The following is a 23,190-nucleotide window of genomic DNA, read 5'->3' on the forward strand; positions in this document are numbered from 1 at the left end:
AGTTTTGTCTTGCTGTTGAGTCAGGAATACCCTTAATCTAGCGCCCATATATTGACTTACCTCAGCAGATATATTCTCTTTGTTTACTTATCTTAACATAGTTCGGTTTTTTTGCGCCGACCTACTAATATCAGACTTATTATACCAAGATATGGCGGCAGCTAACATTAAATTTACAAGGATTAGCTGAGGACAAATGTCGGTTAGTTGGTGAGAGTTTTAATGAAGATGAACTGCTGCCAGTTTTGCTATCAGCAAATAATGTATCTTCGCTCTTTGGAGTTTATTTTGCTAAATTGGTTGTCAATTATTTGTTTGGCGAAATCGAAAGTGCCGTGGAAAATGCCCAGCTAGCAGAGCAATATGTCGTTGGTGTCGGTTCGCTGATGATGGTACCGCAGCACAACTTTTACCATTCCCTAGCCCTGCTGGCGATGTATCCCGATGCTGAACCGATCGCGCGATCGCAATATTTGAGCCAAGTGAGAGCCAATCAGGAAAAAATGCAAACCTGGGCATTCCACGCACCCATGAATTACCAACACAAGTACGACTTAGTAGCAGCAGAAATAGCACGAGTATTGGGAAACAGGCTCGAAGCCATCGATTTGTACGATCGCGCCATTGCCACCGCCAAAGAAAACAAATACCTTCAAGAAGAAGCACTCTTCAGCGAACTTACAGCTAAATTCTACCTGCAATTAGGCAAAGATAAAATTGCCCGCGTCTATCTAACTGACGCTTACTACGCTTACGCTCGCTGGGGTTCCCAGGCCAAAGTCCACGATCTACAACAAAAATATTCCCAATTACTCGGCCCCATTCTCCAACAAGACAACACTTTTTATACAGGAGAGACAATTGCAGAAACAATTGTAGCAGAGATTACTTCCAGCAGCCAAAATGTTTCCAATTTTCTCGATCTAGAAACAGTAATTAAAGCTTCTCAAGCCATATCGGGAGAAATCAACGTCGAGGAACTGCTATCAACCTTAATCCGAATCCTGATCGAAAATGCAGGCGCATCCAAAGGCTCTCTAATCTTAGAAAGGGATAGTAAATTATTGATTGTTGCTAAATGTGTAGACAAACACTGCTCTTTGCCAAATATTCCAGTTTCTCAAAGCCAAGATCTTCCCATCACAGCCATTAACTACGTCTGGCATACCAGAGAAACCTTGGTAATTAACGATATTGCTGTAGAAAATATCTTTGCAGCAGATCCCTACATTATTCAGCACCAACCTAAATCTGTATTGTGTACTCCCATTGTTAACAAAGGTCAAGCGATCGGCATTCTGTACTTAGAAAACAGTCTCGCCACAGGTGCATTTACTGCTGACAGATTAGAAGTATTAAAAATCCTATCTTCCCAAGCTGCCATCTCCATTGAAAATGCTCTGCTCTATCAAACTCTAGAAGATAAAGTAGAAGAACGTACTGCCGAACTTGTTCGAGCTAATCAAGCAATTTCTGCCCTCAACCAGCGCCTCAAAAACGAAAATGTTCGCATGAGTGCAGAACTCGATCTCCTAAAACAAATGCAGCAGTTAATTCTACCAAAGCCAGCGGAATTAGCAGCAATTACAGAGTTAGATATTGCAGGATTTATGGAAGCAGCCGATGAAGTTGGTGGCGATTACTACGACGTACTTTTTAATGACGGGGTGGTAACGCTCTGCATTGGTGATGTCACCGGACACGGACTAGAAAGTGGTATTTTGATGGTGATGACTCAAACGGCTGTTCGGACTCTCAAGGAAGTTAAAGAACTTGACCCCGTGCGCTTTTTAGATACCCTGAACCGCACTATTTATAAAAATATTCAGCGGATGAACTCGGACAAAAACCTGACGCTAGCTCTCCTCAATTACGCAGACAGCAGAATTAGTATTAGCGGTCAACATGAGGAAACTCTCGTAGTCCGAAAAGGTGGTAAGATTGAACGCATTGACATGATGGATTTAGGATTTCCCATAGGCTTACATGAGGATATTTCAGATTGGATCGGTCATCTTTTAGTAGATTTAGAGCCGGGGGATGGTGTCGTGCTTTACACTGATGGCATCCCAGAAGCTAGAAATATCGACAAACAATTCTACGGCATGGAAAGACTCTGTGCTGTGGTTTCTCAAAACTGGCATTTGAGCGCCGAACAAATCAAGCAAGCTGCGATCGATGATTTGCGAAAATTCATTGGAGCGCAAAAGGTATTTGATGACATTACTTTGCTAGTATTGAAGCAACAGGGAAATATTGTGCATAATTTATGATTGACGGTCATCGGCCAGGTTTATCATATCGCTGTTTCATTTAGTATTGAAGCATCGAAGCAAAATCCGGATTTAGAGATTTTCCACTGTAAGTTATAGTCATAAACAGCGATCGAGCGAAAAAAAATCCGTTTTCTGGGAAAGCAAAGCATTGTAGATTTCCAGCTTGGAGATTGCGTGAACAAAGAAATGGCAATCATGTTTTCGGATTTGCGTTCGTTTACAACGATGGCGGAGCAAATGACTCCTCAAGAAAACTTCAATTTCATCAATACATACTTACAGCAAATTAGTCCCGAAATTCGCAAGCACAACGGTTTTATTGTCAAGTATATGGGAGATGGACTGATGGCAGTTTTTCCCGACGGCGTTGATGATGCTATTCAGGCGGGAATTATGAAGGTTGAACAGTTGAAAAAATTAAATCAAAGCCGTAAAATAAATGGGGAGATACCGCTGAATATTGGCATTGGTATCCATGTCGGTGATACGATGGTTGCAATTATTGGAGATGCCAATCGGATGCAAGCTGATGCGCTGTTCGATCGTGTCAATCTCACGGCTCGCCTGGAAAGTTTAACTAAGTATTATGGGGTATCTTTATTAATTTCAGAAGCTGTGGTAAAACGTTTGAGTCAACCCCAAAAGTATCATATTCGATTTTTGGATCGGGCAATTGTCAAAGGTAGACAAGAAGCCATTACTGTTTGTGAGGTGTTAGATGTTGAAGTAGAACCTGTGCGATCGCTCAAGATTCAAACTTTGCCTATTTTTGACGAAGGTCTAGAACAATATTGTCAGGGAAATTTTGCTAATGCCCAAGATTGTTTTGAACATATAGTAGAGCTAAATCCTGCTGACAAACCCAGGCAAATTTACCTAAGACGCATCCAAGAATTGTTAAAAAATAGTCTTCCCGCTAACTGGAATGGCGTCTGGAAATTTACCCAGAAGTGACATTGACATATTAACAGGAGGCATAAAAATAATGACATTTGGAAGTTTACAAACTATGATTCAAGTCTTTGGAGAATTCATCGACCAGTTTCCACCGGAACACGACTCCCTAGAACTTACATTTACGCCAAGTTCTCGCCCGATCAAGCAGCGCTGGCGCAACAATAGGGTATCGGCTCATTTTGTTGCCGATTATTTGTCCAGCTTTCTCCCGGTGGACGAGCAGGATGCTAGCAGCAAGAAACGGATCAAACAAAGTAAGGGAGCTGTGAGCTACATTGCCAATGAACTATTAGAAAATGCCATCAAGTTTACTGATGATAATTGCAATCATAAGGTAAGGTTTGGGATACACTTTATAGGAGAATCTGATGTGACTGCCGTAATTTTTGCCACTAACTACGTGCAGCAACCAGCGGCGAATAAATTGCAGGAATTCATTGCAGAACTGTTTAATTCCGACTCTGATGAACTATATTTACAGCAGCTTGAAAAGAATGCTGAATCTGAAAGTGAAACATCGGGACTGGGATTGCTGACGATGATTAATGACTATTCAGCTAAGATTGGTTGGAAATTTGAGAGGATGTCTGATGGTTCCAATATGCTAGCTATTACGACAATCGTTCAAATTAGCGTTTAGTTTCATTTTTTTCAAGATTGACGAATTCACAAATGGATACAAGCCCCCGACACTGCTCAGTGGTTAACCCCAAATTTTAGACCGAAGTTGAACCTCCTCAATTGATCTGTGGAGTCAATCTCAAATCGAAAAATGGAAAATCGACTGGCTCTTTTGTCCGACAATAATTCACTCAGGAAACGACAAAACAATGGATATTCACGAAATCAAAGGTCAAGACTACTGTATTCAATACGATCCAAAATCGGTGACAGTCTGTTTCCAAGGCGAACTCAGCTTAGATGGAGCGCCAGATTATAAGCCAATCGTCGATCTATTAGATGAGGTAGCTAATCCTGAACCGCCTACTATTACCTTGAACCTAACAAAATTGGATTTTGTTAATAGTTCTGGTATTAATATGCTGTCTAAGTTTGTGATTAGTGTACGGAAAAAGAAAACGATTCAACTTTTGGTAGTGGGTTCACAAGATGTTCCTTGGCAACAGAAATCTCTCAAGAATCTAGAAAAGCTATTGCCAACTTTGAAGTTACAATTGGAGTAGGTGATGTTTCAGTTGACAGTTGACAGTTAACAGTTAACAGTTAACAGTTAACAGTTAACAGTTAACAGTTAACAGTTGACGGTTGACAGTTGACAGTTGACAAAAGAAGGAAGAGGATTGGAGTAATGAATAGTCTGATTTTAATTTCTCCCGGGATTGGGGCTTTCAACCAATTATTTCGGGTAATGAATAGTCTGATTTTAATTTCTCCCGGGGTGCAGGCTTTCAACCAATTCTTTCTGGTAATTTTTAAGCACAATTATTTATACAAGCGGGATGCCCTCGTCACAATTTATACATATAAATTTGGATGCTTATCAACTGTTTAAGTTTGTTGTACTGGCAGTTCAATGATAAACTCGGTTCCCTTCCCCGGTTCGGACTCGCACCTGAGCGTTCCTCGGTGATTTTCTACTAGGATTTTGTAGACAATAGATAATCCTAAACCAGTACCTTTACCGATCGCCTTGGTGGTAAAAAACTGCTCGAACATTCGTTTTTTTACCTCTGCTGTCATTCCCGATCCCGTGTCAGAAATCCTGACTCTGACGCGATCTAGCCCAGCGAGTTCTGTGCGTATCGAAATTTTTAGGGCTGGATCGGGCCGATTTTTTGCTGCCTCGTCCAAAGCATCGATCGCGTTACTAATTAGATTCATAAATACTTGATTTAGTTGTCCGGCATAACACTCTACACCAGGCAATTTTTCATAATTTTTAACTATTTGAATCTCGCGACGGTCTTTTTTAGCATTGAGACGGTTACGCAAAATTAGGATGGTGCTGTCAATACTGTCGTGCAAATCGCACAGGTTCATGTTAGTGTTATCTGTTCGCGAAAAGCTGCCCATGGATTTGACTATTTCGCGAATGCGATCGGAACCCATGTGCATGGAAGACATAACTTTAGGTAAGTCTTCAACTAGAAATTCGAGATCGATGTCTTGGATTTGATTTTTTATTTCGGAACAGGGGTTGGGATAGTGTTCTTGATATAGACGCAGCAGGTTCAGTAAATCTTGGGTATAAATTTCGGCATGGCTCAAGTTGCCGTAAATAAAACTAACTGGGTTATTAATTTCGTGGACGATACTTGCCATTAGGGCTCCCAGGGAAGACATTTTTTCGCTGTGGAGGAGTTGAGCTTGAGTTTGCTTGAGTTCGCGAAGTGCGCGATCGATTTGGGCTGCTTGAGCTTCGGCTTTGGAGGTGGCTGCACAGCTTTCTTGATAGAGTTCAACCTGTTTGAGGTCGATTTCAAATTGTTCGATTTCGCTTTCTTGCTGGTACTGACTCACGACGGCATCGAAAGCTGTTAACAATTCGCCACCGGCAGCTTCGATAATGTACTGTAGATGGGGATTTTCCTGCCTGAGTTCGGTGTCGGGAACTTGCACTAATGCTTTTATGCGATCGATATATTCGCGCAGTTGCTTGTCTAGATACAGCGGCGCCTCAAAATACATCGCTTTGACGGTGGGTGAAGGGGGACTCGCCAAGTTGATGCTGCTGTCAGTATGAATTAAATCGTGGTGAGATTTTTCCATAAGCTCGATCGCTTCTAACAAATTCCCGCGCAGTTTGGCTCTTTCTGCCGCATTCCCAGAGGCAACTAACCTCATGCAAAAAAATGCCGATCGCTGGGAAAGCATTCGCTGGCGGCCGCTGATGTTAATTACCGCAGCACTAACTTTTCTGGCTGTCGTAATTTCTTCCAGATTAAAGTAGTTTCTCAGTGCCGCCATTCGTAATACTCCAGAATCCACTAAATGTTTGTAGCTCGTGCTGACACAAGATTGTATAACCATAAAAAAAATGTACAATACACTAAGCAATATATGCTCTTTTTACTATTAAAGTAGTATACTTTAATACAATTATTTTTTATTGGTTGCTTGTAGCAAAATAAAGAAGGAAAAATAAGGAAAAATAACAAGAATAAGCAATCAACTGCATTGGGAAAAAGCTATTCAGAGCTTCCTAACCCTCGAAGGTGCTCTATCATATCTTTTAGCATTTTGCTTATTGTAAAGGTTTTCTTAATTATCCAAAAATTTACCGATCAACTTTGCCATGATTTGAGCTTGAGTTTGCGGCAACCCGTGAGTCGCATTAGGGATAATTGCTAACTCAGCTCTCGGTATCTCGTTGGCGTAGGTTTGACAGTGCCATAGAGGAATTGTTTCGTCTCTATCTGCTGCTATGACTAAGGTAGGAATTTGCAATTTGTGAATTTCTTTTTCTACTGTGTCAACGGCGTCTTCTGGCCGCATCCGGCTCATTAAAAATGACCTGGCTACTGGTTGATACATTAGCTCCCTGCGCCACCCGGAAATTTCTTGCAATTTCTCACTTTTCCCCGCTAATCTAGCAAAAGGTTTTGCTAGCTGCAAGGCCCAATCAACGGCGGGCGTTTGCCACAGCAAGGGTCGCAAAGCATCGTACTGACCGCAAAAACTGTCGTCCCGGATTCCCGCAGGTGCTGCTAACACTAAACTGCTGACAGATTTGGGATATTTTAGGGCGTATGCAGATGCTACCCAGCCGCCAAAAGAATGCCCGATGATGCCGCATGGTTCGATGTTTAGTTGTTGTACAACTTGCCGCACAAAGGCAACTTCTACAGCTACGTCGTATTGGATTTGTGGTTTGCTGGATTCTCCAAAACCTAACATATCTAAACTGATGCACCGAAATTGAGATTGCAATAATTCAATTAAGGGTAGCCAGCAAGTTTTTTCTCCGAAAAAACCGTGCAGCAGCAATAAGCATGGGCCAGTGCCAATGTCGAGGTAGGTGGCTGTTTGGCTGTGGTTATTGACAAATGTAGTTAATGTGTGCTTGTGTGCTACTGCTGCTTGAGACTGCATGGGCGATCGACTCCTGATAGGTAGAAGGAAGTTCGGCAACGGATTGTGTAACGGATGTAACGGATGTAACGGATGTAACGGATGTAACGGATGTAACGGATGTAACGGATGTAACGGATGGAAGTCCGATGAAAGTCGGAAGAGGGAAGATGGCTTTTGTTATTGACGGAGAAGGAAGAATATATACACAGTAAGCTTTTTGGCGATCGACATTTTACTTTTAATGAGGTGGATTTACTTCTTTAAAGCAATACTCGTAAACAATTGTAACAAAACAGCAGTCCATAGGTTAAACTTCATTACAGAGTACACAATTAGAAATAGAGCGTGATAGTCTCTATTATTATTTCAAAAATACTGCAAACTCTAAGCAGGAGAAAACTTTGAACTCTACTTTAAAACGTTACCCGGCTTGCTCCCTGCGCGAAGATGTCAGTGAGTACGTAGCACACCTACAGCTTCACATGACTTTACAAGCTAGAAATTTGCTCCCTACTATTACCACTGCTAAGGACAGTCGCGAACAACTGTTGCAGCAGACTCAGGCTCATTTTGAGAAGCGTGTTTCTCGGCAATCTCTTTAAAGAATTTTTTGGTTTCCCAATTGTACGATCGCCCGCGATCGATCTTTCCCCAAGTTTAATCATCTCAGAAACCCGGTATCTTCAAAAATACCGGGTTTCTTGTTGGGGAATAAATACGCAGGAGAACCGATTTTGAGTAATATGCGTTGAGTATGCTTTAAGTTTTATGTTTATGCGAATTCCGATTATTGCATTTTTGAGTTTGGCGGCGGTGGCTGGTGGGGAATTGGCGGGACGGGCGATCGATCGAACTGTGGTACCGACTGAGGTAGAGTTGAGAGAAGGAGCGACAGAGTCGCAGAGGGTTCAGAGGGATGAGGATGAGGTAATTGGCGATGAATTAACGTCAAACCCACCGTCTCTCTTGTTTGTAGCCGAGTCTCGATCCCCCCTAACCCCCCTTAATAAGGGGGGGACAAGAGATATTCTCCAAGTCTCCCTCAATGGGGGGGGGACAACAGATATTCTCAAAGTCCCCCTTATTAAGGGGGATTTAGGGGGATCGAGACTGGACAACCAGCGACATTTGTTATCGGTTCCAGTCTTAAATAGTTACCAATCGGATGAGGTGAGTCTAACTGCGGAGGATTTACCAAAATCCGATGAGCTCGCAGGTGCGGCGCAGCTATCGGGTAGGGAAGCGCCCTCACTCAAGTCCGATCGCCATAAAGATTTTACATCTCTGTTAGCAACTGCGGGGACGATCGCCACCAAAGCCGAAATCCCGGAAGCAGTCAACGGCAACGCGCAACAGCTAGGCTGCAATATACCAATCAGTCAAGGGAGAAATGTTGAGGGCGTTTACGTTGCGGAGGTGAAAATTCGCTTTGTTAATTCCCAAGGCGAAGCTGTTGATAAAAAAGGAAATCCGATTAAGGGGAGAACTTCGGAAGATTTTATCCGAGGCGAGCTCAAACTTAAGGCGGGGGATAATTACAGCCAGCAAGTTGTGCGATCGGATTTGCAGCAGTTGCAGCAGTTGGGATTGTTTGACAAGGTGACGGTTTCTACTGAAGAAGTTGGGACGGATATTAATGTAATTTACAATGTCCAAGAGCGATCGGCTCGTTCTGTTGGGGCGAGTGTCACTTTGAGTGATGATGTTGGTGTGGCTGTTCCTCTTTCCTATGTCGATCGCACTTTCGGGACAAACGGGCAGCGGCTGTCGCTGGAAATTCAGCCCAGTCTCCGAGGTGTGGAGTACGATGTGCAGTTTGTGAGTCCTTACGTGGCGGCGGATGACCGTTTGGGATACAGTGTGAGAGCTTTTGGCGATCGCAGAATCTCGGAAATTTTTGACAAGGATCTTAATTTGGCAAACGGCGATCGAGTTCGAGAAATTCGGATCGGCGGAAATCTGGCTGTGACGCGACCTTTGGGCGATTGGCGGGGAACTTTGGCACTGAATTATACCAATATCAGCACGCGCGATCGCAATTTAAATCTTGCCCGCCGGGACGTACTCGGCAATCCTCTCACATTCAGCGGTGCGGGTGTTGACGAATTGTATACTGTTTCTTTTGGCGCTACGCTCGATCGGCGAAACAATCCATTCAACCCAACCAGCGGCTCGATTCTCAGCCTCAGTACAGAACAGTCGATACCTCTCGGACGCGGCAACATTGCGAGCAACCGACTGTTAGCAAATTATATACAATATATACCAGTAACTTTGCTGGGCATCAGCGAGTCGGAAGCTTTGCCAGAAATGTTGGCTTTTAACGTGCAAGGGGGGACGGTAATTGGAGATTTGCCACCGACGGAAGCGTTTCGCCTGGGCGGCCGCAATTCTGTGCGGGGTTACGACGGCGGAGAAATTGGCAGCGGGCGGAGTTATTTTTTGGCTTCCGGCGAGTATCGGTTTCCGGTTGGTAGGGATGTGGGTGGCGTGATATTTGTTGATTTTGCGTCGGATTTGGGAACGGGTGACAGCGTGTTGGGAAAACCGGCGGTAGTCAGGGATAAACCGGGGACTGGGGCTGGTGTTGGTTTGGGTGTCAGAGTGCGATCGTCCTTGGGATTAATTCGCTTGGATATGGGTGTCAGCGATGACGGGGACATCAAATTTGTACTCGGTACAAAACAGCGATTTTAAATAGTTGATAATTGTAGGGGCGGTGGATGGTGCGGGCCCGCCCTCTTCGTTGACAGTTGACGATAAAGGTACAAAGGTACGTAGTTGCGCTTGGGCGCTCTTTCCTGATATTTATGAAGAGCGCTGAAGCGCAACTACGTACCTAATTTGTTTTAGGCAATTGAAAATTGCTATATTTAGGCTCGTAACTGCTTAACGCTTTGGTTTCTTGATATCCATCAGTTTCGGTTTCACCGCCGGAGTGCGCGGGTAAAACTTAAACTTATTGAGCGCCGCACTTGCCGATTTTGCCACACCGCTATCTGTATCTCGCAAAGCTCTTTGCAAGAGCGGAATCACTTTTTCAGACTTAATCATTGCTAGTGCTTCCACAGCAGCTTCGCGCACTTCCGGGTTGAAATCTTGAGCTAATTTACCCAAGGTTTCTATGGCTCGCTGACCGTCGGTTCTCAAAGCATTAGCCGCACCCATTTTACCTAAAGCAGACGCTGCAAATTTGCGAGTTTCTGTGTCCTGACTTTGAACGCATCCCATCAACTGCGCCACCGATGAGTAGTTTGGTGTTTGTCTGGGAGATTCAAGCGTTTGTCTGATTTCGAGTTGTTCTAAATCAATTGATTGTGGTTCGGAAAATCCTGTGTAATTTAACTCTTGTTCAACTTCTGGTTGATTGAACTCTGGTTGATTGAACTCTGGTTGATTGAATTGATTATATGGGTCTTCTTGCCAAACTTCCTGTTGTGGTAAATCCGATGTAAATTCTGTTGGATTTAACTGACTGAACTGTTGCTCCGGGATTTCTTGTTGTTGTACATTACTCTCGTATTGCTCTTGCAAAGACCTGATAGTAGCTAGCATCTGAGCTTCGCGAGCTTGAAACTGCTCGTGAGCGGCTTGCAACTGACTCTCGTATTGCTGTTGCAAAGCCTCCGTCGTTGATTGTATGTCAACTTCGCTGTTCCCATATTGCGAGGCAGCTTGTCTCAATTGAATTTCGTGTTGTTTTTGCAGGTTTTGAAAATGTTCATCCATCTGAGCTTGATAACTGTCATGCAATTCGTCAGAAAGTGTGAGTATATGACGTTCGTGTTCGGCTTGCAAAGATTGTATGTTTTCCTGAAGCTTAGCATTGTAAGCGGCTTCTAATTCCTGGGTGACTTGTCGGATCTGCTGCTCGTGGGAGCCTCCAACTTGTTGGAGCCGATCGCGTTCTGCTAAAACTTGTTGGAGTCGATTTTCGTATTGAGTCGCAACTTGTTGAATCTGATTTTCGTATTGAGCTGTAACTTGTCTGAGTAAATTTTCGTGTTCAACAGTAGCCTTTCTCAACCGATCTTCTCCTTCTTGGTGTGGAGATTCGGTAGTTTGTTGCATTCGAGATATCTGAGCTAGTTCTATATCCTGAGCTATTCTGCGAGTTTGCAGCAAGTGTTCTTGCTTTTGCTTGTGCAACCGCTTTTCCACTAACCAGTAAGCCGCTGCTATCCCCGCCAAAAAACCTACGATCGCTCCTATGATTTCCACAACTGAGCTCCTCCGGACAATATAGTGATGCTGGACTTTTTACAATTTAACCATACACCCGGGAAGTCCCGCGCTCTACCTGTACAATCCGTGAGCGTCGGGATCGAAGGCGAGCGAGTTGACGATTACAGCCGAGTCGCATAACGCGCAGCGTTTGAGGTTTGAGGCTGGATGAGAAAACAAGCCAACTTATTGACAACCGCAAAATCCTTGTGTTAATCTTTTATCAGAAACACCGATAGCCGATAAATGCTGAAAGCTTACAAGTTCCGAATCTATCCAAGCGCCCACCAGCAACAGTATTTTGCTGGTGCTTTTGGTTGTTGTCGATGGTTTTGGAACTATAGTTTGAATAAGAGCCAAGTAACCTACAAGGAAACTGGTAAGGGATTGAGCAGATTGGCTATCCAAGGTATGCTACCAGCGCTCAAGAAGGAATACCCTTGGTTGAAAGATGGGGCATACTCACAAAGCTTGCAAGTAGTAGCACTGAATCTATCAACTGCTTACAAAAACTTCTTTGAGAAACGTGGTGGGTTTCCTAGCTTCAAATCCAAGCACAACAGGCAATCTGTCACCTATCCCCAGAATGTGAAAATTCTGGAGGACACTATAAAATTTCCGATTATTGGTGAAGTCAAAGCCAAGATTCATCGCCAGTATGATGGCACGATCAAAACTGTAACGGTATCCCAAAACCGAGATGGTTCGTATTTTGCATCGGTACTTGTTGATGATAAAATTGGCACTCCAGATGCTAATATCGAAGGAAAAGCAATTGGCTTAGATGTTGGGCTAACTGATTTCTTGGTAACGTCTGATGGCTCTAAGTATAAGCATCCTAGAGCAACCGCTAAACATCGTAAAAATCTGAAGCGCAAGCAACAGAAGCTAAACCGAAAAGTCAAAGGCAGTAACCGACGGAATAAAGCCCGGAAGTTAGTAGCCAAGGTGAATTCTAAAATCAAAAGAGTGCGTGAGGATTTTCTGCACAAGCTATCCCGCAAGATAGTCAACGAAAACCAAGTAATTGTAGTAGAAGATCTAAATATCAAAGGAATGGTAAGAAACCATTGCCTAGCCAAAGCTATCTATGATGCTGGCTGGTCCATGTTTGGAACAATGCTTAAGTATAAAGCCGAGGCAGAAGGCAAGGTCTATTTAGAGATTGACCGATTCTTTCCTAGCTCCAAAACTTGTAACCATTGCTTGTTCAAAGTTTCTAAAATGAATTTGAAAATACGCCAATGGAAATGTCCTAAGTGTGATTCTGTGAATGATAGAGATATCAACGCAGCGCTAAACATTAGAGACGAAGGCTTGCGGTTTTTGGCGTTGGGAATCAGCGCTACTGCCAGTGGACGCAATGTAAGTCAACCCGGAAGAATCTCGGTTCTCTCGGATGCTGTTGCGGTCGAAGCTGGAAGCCCACTCTCTACCGCAAGGTGAGAGTTGGGTAATTCACCCATACAGCTTCCTGTAACCGCCCAAGAGCAGCAGCCAGACTGTCACTCCCAGCCAGTGAATCACCACCGCAGGCCAGATGGAACCGCTTTGCAGGTATGCGATGGAGCACGCTACGCCCAAAACAGCCGCCAGTAGCAAAAACACGGGATTCATAAAGGTCGATCGACCTACAGGATAAAAAGTCAGCGCGTTGAGCGGGTGGTAAACTACAAACAGCAGCAAACTGGAGCATCCCCAAAACCACAGCATCAGCCCAGAAGCATTCTCGAAAGGGTGCGGCAGCATTAACACGCGGAAAAAAACTTCTTCAGTCAGCCCCGGGCTTAACAAACAGCCGGCGAGCACTCCGGCAATTATTGGCTGGGAGGTTTGCACGTCTACTTTCAGAAATCCGGACGAAAAACCGATGGGAAGTGCGATCGCGCTATAAACTAGCACCAGCAGAGCTACCACCAGCCAATCGGTGAAATCGGGAATAGTTGAAAAAGCGTGGGTGAGGCGGCGTGCTAGCAAGTCGAACAGTGCGATCGCACTAAAATTTAACATAATCAAATTTATAATTAAAATTTTTAAACAAATGTTATATCATGTCGGTTCGATTGACAGAAATAAGTAAGGATCGCGCGTGCGCCGGAAAGTCCGCTTTCTGGCTGCGGACTGAAGTCCACACTACGAACATTTGCGGACTAAAGTCCACACTACGAACCTTTGCGGACTGAAGTCCACACTACGAACCTTTTTTCTGATTGTCATCGACTGGACATGATATTAGCAGTAAGTTGACGTCTTTATGGAAAATCAATCACCGCCGCCTGTCAGAGTCCGCGTTTTTGTTTCCGGGTTAGTTCAAGGAGTCGGCTACCGATATTCCACGATGAATCAGGCGAAGTATCTGCGCCTTGGAGGCTGGGTGAGAAATCTCGCCGACGGCCGCGTCGAGGCTGTCTTTGAAGGTAATAAACAAGCTGTTGAAACGATGATTGACTGGTGTCGCCGCGGCCCGACGGGTGCTGCGGTTAGTGAGTTAGTTGTGGCAGATGAAGAACCGGAGGGCGATCGCACTTTTGAACTCCGCCGATCAAAAAATAAATAGCACAAACGGCGGTTTTAACCGCCACTAAACTTGCATTTCCTCGGCGCGCCCTAACAAAAGTATTAATTGGATAAGCTGTTGAGCATTTAAAATGGTATTGTAGGGTGCGTCAGTTTTAAGGTATTTCCCATGATAGTCAGTGTTGTAGCTGACGCACCCTACGTAAATAGTTAGTGGTTTAAATGCTCGACAGCTTAAGCACTGATTTTGTATTGCGAATTATTCACGATCGGCAAATTGACTTAAATTTGCAAATAACTGAGCAACTTTGGTCAAATCTTTATCTCCCGGCGCTATTTCTACGCCGCTCGAAAGGTCAACACCGCTGAATTTGTTGCCGATCGCGCGATCGATCGCATTTAAAACATTATCCGGCGTTAAGCCGCCCGCCAGCAACCAAGGACAAGCTGGTTTAAACTCTGCTAACATCATCCAATCTATAGTTTTGCCAGTACCGCCAAGTTGAGCCGGATGGTAAGCATCTAACAATAAAGTATCGACGCGCAGGGCATAAATTGCAGCAGCAGCTAACGTTTCATGACTCTTAACTCTCAAAGCTTTGATAATTTCAATTCCCGGCAAAAACTCGCGCAGCCGATCGCAATATTCCGCTGTTTCATCTCCGTGCAATTGCACCCCGCTTAAATTTGAATCTGCTGTTACTTGACAGATATTTTCTATTGTGGTATTGGCAAATACGCCGATGCGATCGACATTTTCCGGCAACTGTTCGACAATCAGGCGAATGGTTTGCGGGCTGACATAGCGCGGGGAAGCAGGCACGCAGATAAACCCCAAAGCTTGAGCTCCCAAACGGGCGATCGCCATTCCCTGGTCTAATTTAGTGATTCCGCAAATTTTTACCCGCACTCTTTTTCCTCCATGCTGAATTTGTATCAAAATATAAACGAATTGTTAACTATTAAAACAAATCTTAGTTTAATGCAAAATAATTTTTATAATCTTCTAAATCAAATAATCTGTGAAATCAGGAACATACAAACATGATTAACTCATCCTTGCTGTTAGCCGTACAAGCTACGACTCCCTCAACACCGGAATGGTCGCCAATGGTAGGACTGACAATGATTATATGCAACTTGCTGGCGATCGCGATCGGCTACTACGGCATCAACAAACAAAACCGAGGCAAGGGCCCAGCTTTACCCGTTGCAGTCCCTGGAATGTTCAAAGGCTTCGGCATCCCAGAATTGCTGGCCACAACCAGCTTGGGCCACTTGCTCGGGGCAGGAGTAATCTTGGGCTTGGGTAACGCCGGAGTGCTTTAAAAATCACGGTTCGGGAAAGGCAAGAGTCATAAAAGATATAATAGACATTTATTCTTGCTCTCCTTTCCCAGGAAACTTTCATGCAGACAGGTTGGCGAATCGGCTCTTTATTTGGCATCCCGCTACTCATAGATTATTCGTGGTTTATAATTTTAGCCCTAGCAACCCGCGAATACGCCAGCAGTTACCGATTGTGGGGATCCGCGCTCTCCTGGAGTGCCGGGTTCGCAATAGCTTTGCTACTATTTGCTTCCGTGCTGTTGCACGAATTAGGGCACAGCTTGGCGTCGATGTCCCAAGGCATTAAAGTTAATTCTATTACTCTATTCTTATTTGGCGGAGTAGCTTCGATCGACTCTGAATCAAAAACTCCGGGTCAAGCTTTTCAAGTAGCTATTGCTGGGCCTCTAGTCAGCTTTGCGCTGTTTTTAATCCTCGGTTTGGGTTCTCAAGTTTTCCCTCCGACAAGTTTGCTATCAATTATTACAGAAAAAGTAGCAGTAATCAATCTAGTTTTGGGATTATTTAACTTAATTCCTGGGTTGCCTTTGGACGGAGGACAAGTTTTAAAAGCAGCAATTTGGAAAATCACTGGTTCTCGATTTGTCGGCGTGCGTTGGGCAGCAAAAACAGGACAAGTTTTGGGTTGGTTGGCTGTTGCTTTCGGTGTCAGTTTATGTTTGTTAGCGCGCCAGTACGGCGGTTTGTGGATTGCGCTGATCGGCGGGTTTGCGATTCGGAATGCCAGTGACTACAGTCGCTTTACTTCGTTGCAAGAAGCGCTGCTCAAAACTAAGGCTGCCGATGCAATGAGCCGCGAGTTTCGAGTTGTCGATGCAAATTTGAGTTTGCGAGAATTTGCCGATCGCTATTTGCTAGAAGTCAATCCGTTTCCATTTTACATCGCTGCGACCAACGGGCGGGATTTGGGCTTAGCGTCGATCGACGATATCCGCTGCACGGAGCGCAGTCAGTGGCAAATTCAGACTTTGCACAACATTTTGCAACCCCTGGAAAAAACCCCCACAGTTTCCGAAAAAGCATCCATTGCAGAAGTAATTAACAGCATGGAAGCCCGCCAACTCCCGCGAATCCTCGTCCTTTCGTCCATTGGTGCAGTCGTAGGGACGATCGATCGGGGCGACGTGATGAAAGTTATGGCAAAATACCTCAAACCCAAGATTTCCGAAGACGAAATCAAGCGCAGCAAAGAAGAAAACAGTTATCCCCAGGGATTGCATTTAAGTGCGATCGCTAAAACCGTACAAGAAAATTAATTTAAAATGGGGCATCAATAATCCAGATTAGTCACAATTTCAGGTGTAAATAGGCGTGCATAAATAAACTCAACCTAAAAAGCTAATTTCCTTGCTGTCAGGAACTTATGACCCACGGTATTGTTCTGTTAATTATGACCACCTAATATAGCACACTTTTTTGTCCAAGATGGTTAAAACAAAAATTCTTATGCCCAATTTTTTTAAGATATTTCATCAATTGGGAGAGAAACGTTGGAGTTGGAAAAAGTTAAGTTTTTCCTTACCCTTCGCTGATTTACAACCTCTTGCCATCACCTGCATTGTCGTGACAGGAACTCTCTTAGGAGTGCGACATTTAGGTTGGTTGCAGCCCTTGGAATTGAAGGCTTTTGACCTGATGGTACAGTGGCGCCCCGATGCAGGCCCTGACCCGAGGTTGCTGGTAGTGACAGTCACAGAACAGGACATTCATAGTTTTAAGAAATGGCCAATCTCTGATGGAGTTTTAGCTCGTGCGATCGCCTCCATAGCGCGTCTCGAACCCGTCGCTATTGGTCTCGATATAATCCGCGATATCCCCTACGAACCAGGAAACGCAGAATTGGCAGCTCAATTCACAAACCCCAAAGTCATCCCGATTACTTTCATCGGCAAATCAGAGTACGATCGCGCTCTACCACCTCCCAACATACCCAAAGCACGGGTAGCATTTAACGATTTAGTAATCGATCCAGACGGCATAATTCGCCGGAGCTTGATCTATCGTTCCAACGGACAATCGACTCTCAGCTCATTTGCGCTTCGGCTGGCTTTCAAATATATTGACAGTAAAAAAATTCCTGCAACACTCACAAAAGATCAAGAAATAAAAGCAGGAAACACAGTTTTTTCGCGACTGCGATCGGACTCAGGAGGCTATCAGACAATTGACACTGGGGGCTATCAAATCTTGCTCAATTACCGCTCTCCTGAAAATACCGCAAAAACCGTGACACTCACTCAAGTTTTGGAGGGAAAACTAGACTCCGAATTGGTGAAGGGTAAAATAGTGATAATCGGGGTTACAGCCCCAACTACAAAAGATGTCTTTTCTACCCCTTACAGCGCCACTGCTAGCGACAACCGCATGATGCCGGGGGTCTTTATTCATGCAGCGGCAACTAGCCAAATTGTTAACGCAGCTTTAGATGGCAAAAATCTATTTTGGTTTTGGGATGAATGGCAAGAAATGCTCTGGATAGCTGTTTGGGGAGCGGTTGGCGGCTGTTTAGCTTGGCGGCTAGAAAATACGTTCAATTTCATAGTCAGCGCGATCGCCCTTGGTGGCATATTATGGGGATTCACATTTTTTCTATTTACTCAACTGGGGTGGATATCACTGGCCTCACCGACACTAGCATTTTTGATCTCCCCAGCAGTTATCATCACATACAAGTACCAGCAGTCAAAGCAGCAGCAAGAAATTGTGATGAAATTATTAGGACAGCAAACCTCACCGGCGATCGCCAATGCCCTGTGGAAAGAGCGCGTCCATCTCCTCCAGTCGGGCCTATTGCCGGGGCAAAGACTAACTGCTACAATGATCGTGACTGACTTGCAGGGTTTTAGCACTATTTCCGAAAAATTATCCCCAGAAGTAGTAATGCCTTGGTTAAATGAATATTTATCAGCAATGGCCGAGGAAGTGCAAAAACATCAAGGGGTGATTAATAAATTTACCGGAGATGGAATGCTGGCTGTATTTGGTGTTCCTATCCCCCGCACAACTCTCGAAGAAATTGCCGAAGATGCTCGCCTTGCGGTATCTTGCGCCCTAGCTATAAGTGCGTGGTTACCAGCCCTGAATCAAAGTTGGATCGATCGCGGTTTGCCGTCGGCAAAAATGCGAGTCGGAATTTTTACAGGGCCGATAATGGTGGGCAGTTTGGGAGGCAAAACCCGTTTAGAATATGGAGTAATCGGTGATAGTGTCAATATCGCTTCTCGCCTGGAAAGCTGTGAAAAACATCGGCAAGAGGACACCTGCCGCATTTTAATTGCCGAAGAAACCTTAGTGCACATTCAAGGAAAATTTGAGGTAGAATCTTGGGGAGCTTTACCTTTAAAAGGCAGGGAGCAAAAAGTTAATGTCTATCGCGTCTTGGGAGGAGAAAGATCGTCCAAGTAAAAATAGACAAGATATCTTGCAAACATCATGCAAATCCTAGAAAAAAAATGACTAAATTTACACTAAAATCCCTCGCCTTTAGTTCCATATTGTTGATAGGAGCATTTAATGCTTGCCAATTTGCAAGTCTGGGACAGCCAACGCCAGATAATGTGGGCCAGCCGCGCAATACTGTACCGGGAGGGCCGCGCTTCGCTCAGCCCCGTGAAGATGTGGAGCAATCGCCCCCCCGAGCGGGCAGACAGACGCGCGGTAACTGTCGCAACAGCGGGCTTAATCCCATAAATCTCACAGGCTTAGTCCCTGAAAATAAAATCGCACGGACTGTTTCCGAATATCCAACATTCTTTTTCTACTTGCCTCCAACAAAGGCGGAATCAGCCGAATTTATCCTACTAGATCCAAGCGGCAACCAGATTTATAAACAGACTCTCAAAGTTGCCAATTTATCAGGAGTAATCGGCGTTAGTATCCCTGCTAACAACAATGTGCCTCCGTTGGAAGTAGGCAAAAAATACACTTGGAATTTTACAGTGATTTGCGAGGCTGAAGACAGATCTGCCGATCTGCTGGAAATTGGTACTGTACGGCGAGTTGAACTCAGTACAGATATCCGCAGTGAATTAGAAAAGGCAGATCCGCGCCGAAAAACAGCGATTTATGCTGAAAATGGGATTTGGCAAGATGCTCTGAGCAATTTAGCTGCTGCTCGTCGCGATCGCCCTTCGGATACAATGCTGGATGCTGATTGGGAAAGCTTGCTAGATGCAGTGAAATTGACCAAAATTGCCAAACAGCCGATCGTCCAAGTGCAAACTGAGCCAAAACCATAAGCTGTAAAGCATTTAAATTTAACTTTTTGGGTGTTGCCAAGATCGCCCACCCCACAAGCATGATACCAAAAATCTTTTGTGGAACGGCCATCTTGGCTGTTCCCAAAAGATTCGCGGACGTTGTTGGGCTTCAGCCCTGTTAGTAACAGTATTCGTAGGGTGCGTCGCCACCAACAATCCCTCAAAAAAATCGACAATTTCACGGCATCGACCTGTAGGAGATTACAGATTAAATTCTAGAGAATTCTTTCAGCTATCTACAAATAGATTTTTCTTGAGTCAATTCCCAAATATCCTCCCATTCCTCCTCCGAAAGCGGCCGCACCTCCAAATCAATATCAAAACATCGACAAGCCGCCGCACTCAAAGCATCAATTACAGTTGCAATCAAATCATCTCCCCCTTCAGATAGAGGTGATTTCACAGGAATTAATTCCTCCCCAAAAACCTGAGTAAACAAACCAATATCCGGCTGCAAACGCATCGAACCATGCTGCAAAATAGCATCACCACGGCGCAATTGTGCGCTACCAATTAACTTGCAGCCATCAACAGTCACCAAATCGGCACCCGTCGCCGTACCAAAACAATTCGGATTGTGAATGTAACCCCGCCCAGCTTCCCCGTAGTGCAAATCCACACCGATCGCCCGCCAACCTTCAATCAAAAACTCGCATATAGTGTGATAAGCTTTCAGGCGGCTGCTCTCAAATCCCGACGCCACAACTGCATAAGTTAAATCTCCTTGGTGGAGTACAGCGCGCCCACCGCTGGGGCGTCTCACCAACTCCAGAGGCTGTCCCTCCCAAGATAGCTGCTGCCAAAATTCCGGCCAGCGCTGCTGGTGGTAGCCCAAGGAAATCGCCGCCGGTACCCAGGTGTAAAATCGCAGAGTTGGCGGATTTTTCCCCGCTAGATGCTTTTCTAGCAGCCATTTGTCGATCGCCATCTGCACCCTACCAGACGCCGACAGCAGCGGAATTAAACGCCATACAGAATTAGCCATGAGCCACCATTCCCGAGTTTATACTCAATAAGTTCGCAGGATGTTTTAAAATTAGAAACAGTTTTTTGTGCCTGTCTTTTAATTTGGTGCAAGTTTAACGCCCGCCCGTGCTTTATAAAAAATCAGGAAAAATCATCGAAAAATCATGAGCAACAGTGTAATTGTCATTAACGACGAAAAATTTGAAACAGAAGTGCTGAAAGCAGAGCAACCAGTGCTTGCTTATTTTTGGGCATCTTGGTGCGGGCCTTGCAAACTCATCGCGCCCTCGATCGACTGGCTGGCTGCCAACTACAGCGACCTAAAAGTGGTTAAAATGGAAATTGACCCCAATCCTGTTACTGTCAAACAGTATAAAGTAGAAGGAGTTCCAGCACTCAGACTGTTTAAAAATGCCGAAGTAGTCCTTTCCCACGAAGGAGCAATTACCAAACAAACATTGATCGGCTTACTAGACGGTCATTTATAAAGTTTTGAGTTTTGAATGTATAAATTTGAGTTATATAATTTTAGTTATAAGTTAATTTATTAATTTATAACTAATAAATTATAACTCTGAATCCTTCAATCTCACTCTACAAATTGTCCCCGCTAAATTGGTAATAATTGATAATATTTAATCCTAGACAAAACAAAAATCAAAAAATAGGTTCGTAGTGAGGACTTCAGTCCGCATCCGTCAGAGGACTGAAGTCCTCACTACGAACCTGATAATCGTTATTTTACCGATCGCAAAAATAATATAATTCACAATTCACAAAAATACTGGTAGCCCATATGCAATTTGCCAAACGTTTACAACCCCTAAAATTTAATGTCTTTGCCGATATGGATCGGGCAAAAGCTCTAGCAAGAGCCGCCGGACAAAATGCGATCGACTTATCTCTGGGTTCTTCCGATTTGCCTGCGGCTGCTCACATTACAGATGCGATCGCCAATTCCCTATCCGATCCTAGCACCCACGGCTATTTATTGTTTAACGGAACCCGCTCTTTCCGGGAAGCAGCAGCTTCTTGGTACGAACAAAAATTTGGGATTGCAGTCAATCCAGAAACAGAAGTGCTGCCGTTAATTGGTTCCCAAGAAGGCACCGCGCATATGCCTTTAGCTGTACTCAACCCCGGAGATTTTGCTTTGCTGCTCGATCCGGGCTATCCTTCCCACGCAGGCGGTGTCTATTTGGCGGGCGGTCAAATTTACCCGATGCCAATATTAGCAGAAAATCAGTTTTTGCCAGTCTTTGAAGATATTCCGATGCCCGTCTTGGCTCAGTCGAAGATGATGGTTTTGAGCTATCCTCACAATCCTACAACTGCGATCGCCCCGCTGGCATTTTTTGAGAAAGCAGTTACTTTTTGTCGCCAACACGAGCTCGTTTTAGTTCACGATTTCCCCTATGTGGATTTGGTGTTTGACGATTCCCTAGGGGCGGTGGATGGTGCGCGCCCGCCCTCTGTAGGGGCGGTGGATGGTGCGTGCCCGCCCTCTCGTAAATTGATGGCGCCGTCGATTTTTCAGGCGGATAGAGATAAGAGTGTGGCGATCGAGTTTTTCACCCTATCAAAATCCTACAGTATGGGAGGCTTTCGAGTTGGATATGCGATCGGCAATCCCGAACTAATTACAGCCCTGCGACAAGTAAAAGCCGCCGTAGACTTCAACCAATATCTAGGGATTTTGAACGGAGCGAGCGCAGCATTAATGGGCCCCCAAGATACCGTCACCACCAGCGTCGAAACCTTCAAAAAACGCCGGGATGTCTTTGTAAATGCCCTAAGGGCGATCGGCTGGGAAGTGCCCGTACCCCCCGCCACGATGTACGTTTGGGCGAAACTACCAGCACCTTGGGCCTCGGATTCGGTGAAATTTTGCACTCAGCTAGTACAGAGTACAGGAGTCGCAGCTTCCCCCGGCGCCGGTTTCGGGAAATCAGGAGAAGGCTACGTGCGATTTGCCTTAGTTGAGTCACCTGAAATTTTGGAAGCAGCAGTTAGAAAAATTGCGGAATTTCTCAATTAATTGCTCACTTAAAAAGATTGCATTCAAGCACTCCTCTCTCTTGAGATTATCTGCGTTTATCTGCGGTTGATTTATCAATCCAAGATTTATGGAATGATATCGTGCCGGCTCACTCAATTAACCGCAGTAAGATTCGTTCGTAGTGCGGACTTCAGTCCGCAGCCTGAGTATAAGTAGATTAAAAAAACGAAAAATTACCAATTCTTAAAAGTAGGCATACTTCTGGGAATCGGTATAAGTTCAAACTGCTATAACTTAGGCACACCTAATCAGAAACCGGGTTTTTCACAAAAAAACTTCGTTACCAGAAATAATTGGTTGAAAGCCTCTGGGTTTGGCGTATAAATTAAAATCAGACGATTCATTACTCAAATCCTCTTCCTTCCAGGTAGAGGTTGCTGTCAACTGTCAACTGTCAACTGTCAACTGTCAACTGTCAACCTGCTATAACTTAGGCACACCTAATCAGAAACCGGGTTTTTCACAAAAAAACTTCGTTACCAGAAATAATTGGTTGAAAGCCTCTGGGTTTGGCGTATAAATTAAAATCAGACGATTCATTACTCAA

The 23,190-nt window shown here is 44.6% G+C and carries 22 protein-coding genes; 16 read left to right on the forward strand and 6 right to left on the reverse strand.

Going from position 1 to position 23,190, the window contains the following annotated elements:
* Window positions 1–245: 245 nt before the first annotated feature.
* From QZ918_RS27460 to QZ918_RS27480, 5 genes are all read left to right on the forward strand, one after another.
* The gene (locus QZ918_RS27460) at window positions 246–2,273 is read left to right on the forward strand and encodes a SpoIIE family protein phosphatase (RefSeq protein WP_293340835.1); all 2,028 of its coding nucleotides are present in this window, start codon (window positions 246–248) and stop codon (window positions 2,271–2,273) included.
* 177 nt (window positions 2,274–2,450) lie between these two features.
* Window positions 2,451–3,230 carry an adenylate/guanylate cyclase domain-containing protein gene (locus tag QZ918_RS27465; RefSeq protein ID WP_293340837.1) on the forward strand — a complete coding sequence of 260 codons (780 nt, stop codon included), beginning with the start codon at window positions 2,451–2,453 and terminating at the stop codon, window positions 3,228–3,230.
* A gap of 31 nt (window positions 3,231–3,261) precedes the next feature.
* Complete coding sequence (locus QZ918_RS27470; protein WP_293340840.1) at window positions 3,262–3,873, forward strand: slr1658 family protein; 612 nt, start codon at window positions 3,262–3,264, stop codon at window positions 3,871–3,873.
* Between the two features lie 190 nt (window positions 3,874–4,063).
* A complete protein-coding gene (locus QZ918_RS27475) occupies window positions 4,064–4,417 on the forward strand; it encodes a slr1659 superfamily regulator (protein ID WP_293155378.1) in 354 nt (117 codons plus the stop codon).
* A gap of 125 nt (window positions 4,418–4,542) precedes the next feature.
* The gene (locus tag QZ918_RS27480) at window positions 4,543–4,746 is read left to right on the forward strand and encodes a hypothetical protein (RefSeq protein WP_293340843.1); all 204 of its coding nucleotides are present in this window, start codon (window positions 4,543–4,545) and stop codon (window positions 4,744–4,746) included.
* Here QZ918_RS27480 and QZ918_RS27485 read toward each other — a convergent pair.
* Both QZ918_RS27485 and QZ918_RS27490 read right to left on the reverse strand, forming a co-directional pair.
* A complete protein-coding gene (locus tag QZ918_RS27485) occupies window positions 4,743–6,224 on the reverse strand; it encodes an ATP-binding protein (protein WP_293340846.1) in 1,482 nt (493 codons plus the stop codon). The two genes, QZ918_RS27480 and QZ918_RS27485, sit on opposite strands and share 4 nt — an antisense overlap.
* A gap of 231 nt (window positions 6,225–6,455) precedes the next feature.
* Window positions 6,456–7,286, reverse strand: a complete 831-nt coding sequence (locus QZ918_RS27490; protein ID WP_293340849.1) for an alpha/beta fold hydrolase — start codon at window positions 7,284–7,286, stop codon at window positions 6,456–6,458.
* 383 nt (window positions 7,287–7,669) lie between these two features.
* Between QZ918_RS27490 and QZ918_RS27495 the strand changes: the two genes are divergently transcribed.
* Entirely contained in the window at window positions 7,670–7,870 is a 201-nt protein-coding gene (locus QZ918_RS27495; protein WP_293155365.1) for a hypothetical protein, read from the forward strand.
* Window positions 7,871–8,042: 172 nt separating this feature from the next.
* Window positions 8,043–9,965 carry a BamA/TamA family outer membrane protein gene (locus tag QZ918_RS27500; RefSeq protein WP_293340852.1) on the forward strand — a complete coding sequence of 641 codons (1,923 nt, stop codon included), beginning with the start codon at window positions 8,043–8,045 and terminating at the stop codon, window positions 9,963–9,965.
* A gap of 192 nt (window positions 9,966–10,157) precedes the next feature.
* Here the strand turns inward: QZ918_RS27500 and QZ918_RS27505 are convergent, their stop codons facing one another.
* The gene (locus QZ918_RS27505) at window positions 10,158–11,489 is read right to left on the reverse strand and encodes a HEAT repeat domain-containing protein (protein WP_293340855.1); all 1,332 of its coding nucleotides are present in this window, start codon (window positions 11,487–11,489) and stop codon (window positions 10,158–10,160) included.
* 249 nt (window positions 11,490–11,738) lie between these two features.
* Here QZ918_RS27505 and QZ918_RS27510 point away from each other — a divergent pair, with 249 nt between their 5' ends.
* On the forward strand, window positions 11,739–12,938 hold the full coding sequence (locus tag QZ918_RS27510) for an RNA-guided endonuclease InsQ/TnpB family protein (RefSeq protein WP_293340858.1): 1,200 nt from the start codon (window positions 11,739–11,741) through the stop codon (window positions 12,936–12,938).
* A gap of 12 nt (window positions 12,939–12,950) precedes the next feature.
* Here QZ918_RS27510 and QZ918_RS27515 read toward each other — a convergent pair whose 3' ends face one another.
* Entirely contained in the window at window positions 12,951–13,502 is a 552-nt protein-coding gene (locus tag QZ918_RS27515) for a CPBP family glutamic-type intramembrane protease (protein ID WP_293340861.1), read from the reverse strand.
* Between the two features lie 244 nt (window positions 13,503–13,746).
* On the opposite strand from QZ918_RS27515, the gene QZ918_RS27520 reads away from it, so the two are divergent.
* Complete coding sequence (locus tag QZ918_RS27520; RefSeq protein WP_293340864.1) at window positions 13,747–14,049, forward strand: acylphosphatase; 303 nt, start codon at window positions 13,747–13,749, stop codon at window positions 14,047–14,049.
* Window positions 14,050–14,268: 219 nt separating this feature from the next.
* On the opposite strand, the gene QZ918_RS27525 is transcribed toward QZ918_RS27520, so the two are convergent.
* Window positions 14,269–14,919 (reverse strand): phosphoribosylanthranilate isomerase, encoded by a 651-nt coding sequence (locus QZ918_RS27525; protein ID WP_293340867.1) that lies wholly within the window; start codon window positions 14,917–14,919, stop codon window positions 14,269–14,271.
* 134 nt (window positions 14,920–15,053) lie between these two features.
* On the opposite strand from QZ918_RS27525, the gene psaK reads away from it, so the two are divergent.
* From psaK to QZ918_RS27545, 4 genes are all read left to right on the forward strand, one after another.
* Window positions 15,054–15,338: a photosystem I reaction center subunit PsaK gene (psaK, locus tag QZ918_RS27530; RefSeq protein WP_293340869.1), complete on the forward strand. Its 285-nt coding sequence runs from the start codon at window positions 15,054–15,056 to the stop codon at window positions 15,336–15,338.
* Between the two features lie 80 nt (window positions 15,339–15,418).
* Window positions 15,419–16,615 carry a site-2 protease family protein gene (locus QZ918_RS27535; RefSeq protein WP_293340872.1) on the forward strand — a complete coding sequence of 399 codons (1,197 nt, stop codon included), beginning with the start codon at window positions 15,419–15,421 and terminating at the stop codon, window positions 16,613–16,615.
* A gap of 190 nt (window positions 16,616–16,805) precedes the next feature.
* Entirely contained in the window at window positions 16,806–18,764 is a 1,959-nt protein-coding gene (locus QZ918_RS27540) for a CHASE2 domain-containing protein (protein ID WP_293340875.1), read from the forward strand.
* Window positions 18,765–18,811: 47 nt separating this feature from the next.
* Entirely contained in the window at window positions 18,812–19,597 is a 786-nt protein-coding gene (locus QZ918_RS27545) for a DUF928 domain-containing protein (protein ID WP_293340878.1), read from the forward strand.
* A gap of 253 nt (window positions 19,598–19,850) precedes the next feature.
* On the opposite strand, the gene QZ918_RS27550 is transcribed toward QZ918_RS27545, so the two are convergent.
* Window positions 19,851–20,603 (reverse strand): lipoate--protein ligase family protein, encoded by a 753-nt coding sequence (locus tag QZ918_RS27550; protein ID WP_293340880.1) that lies wholly within the window; start codon window positions 20,601–20,603, stop codon window positions 19,851–19,853.
* Between the two features lie 145 nt (window positions 20,604–20,748).
* Between QZ918_RS27550 and QZ918_RS27555 the strand changes: the two genes are divergently transcribed.
* The 3 genes from QZ918_RS27555 to QZ918_RS27565 all read left to right on the forward strand — a co-directional run bounded on the left by QZ918_RS27555 (window position 20,749) and on the right by QZ918_RS27565 (window position 23,163).
* Window positions 20,749–21,072 carry a thioredoxin family protein gene (locus QZ918_RS27555; protein ID WP_293152104.1) on the forward strand — a complete coding sequence of 108 codons (324 nt, stop codon included), beginning with the start codon at window positions 20,749–20,751 and terminating at the stop codon, window positions 21,070–21,072.
* A gap of 308 nt (window positions 21,073–21,380) precedes the next feature.
* Entirely contained in the window at window positions 21,381–22,622 is a 1,242-nt protein-coding gene (locus tag QZ918_RS27560; protein WP_293340883.1) for an LL-diaminopimelate aminotransferase, read from the forward strand.
* Window positions 22,623–22,956: 334 nt separating this feature from the next.
* Complete coding sequence (locus QZ918_RS27565; protein WP_293340886.1) at window positions 22,957–23,163, forward strand: hypothetical protein; 207 nt, start codon at window positions 22,957–22,959, stop codon at window positions 23,161–23,163.
* Window positions 23,164–23,190: the final 27 nt, after the last annotated feature.

The organism is Microcoleus sp. CAWBG58 (assembly GCF_020883045.1).
In the GTDB taxonomy this organism is placed as follows: Bacteria; Cyanobacteriota; Cyanobacteriia; order Cyanobacteriales; family Microcoleaceae; genus Microcoleus.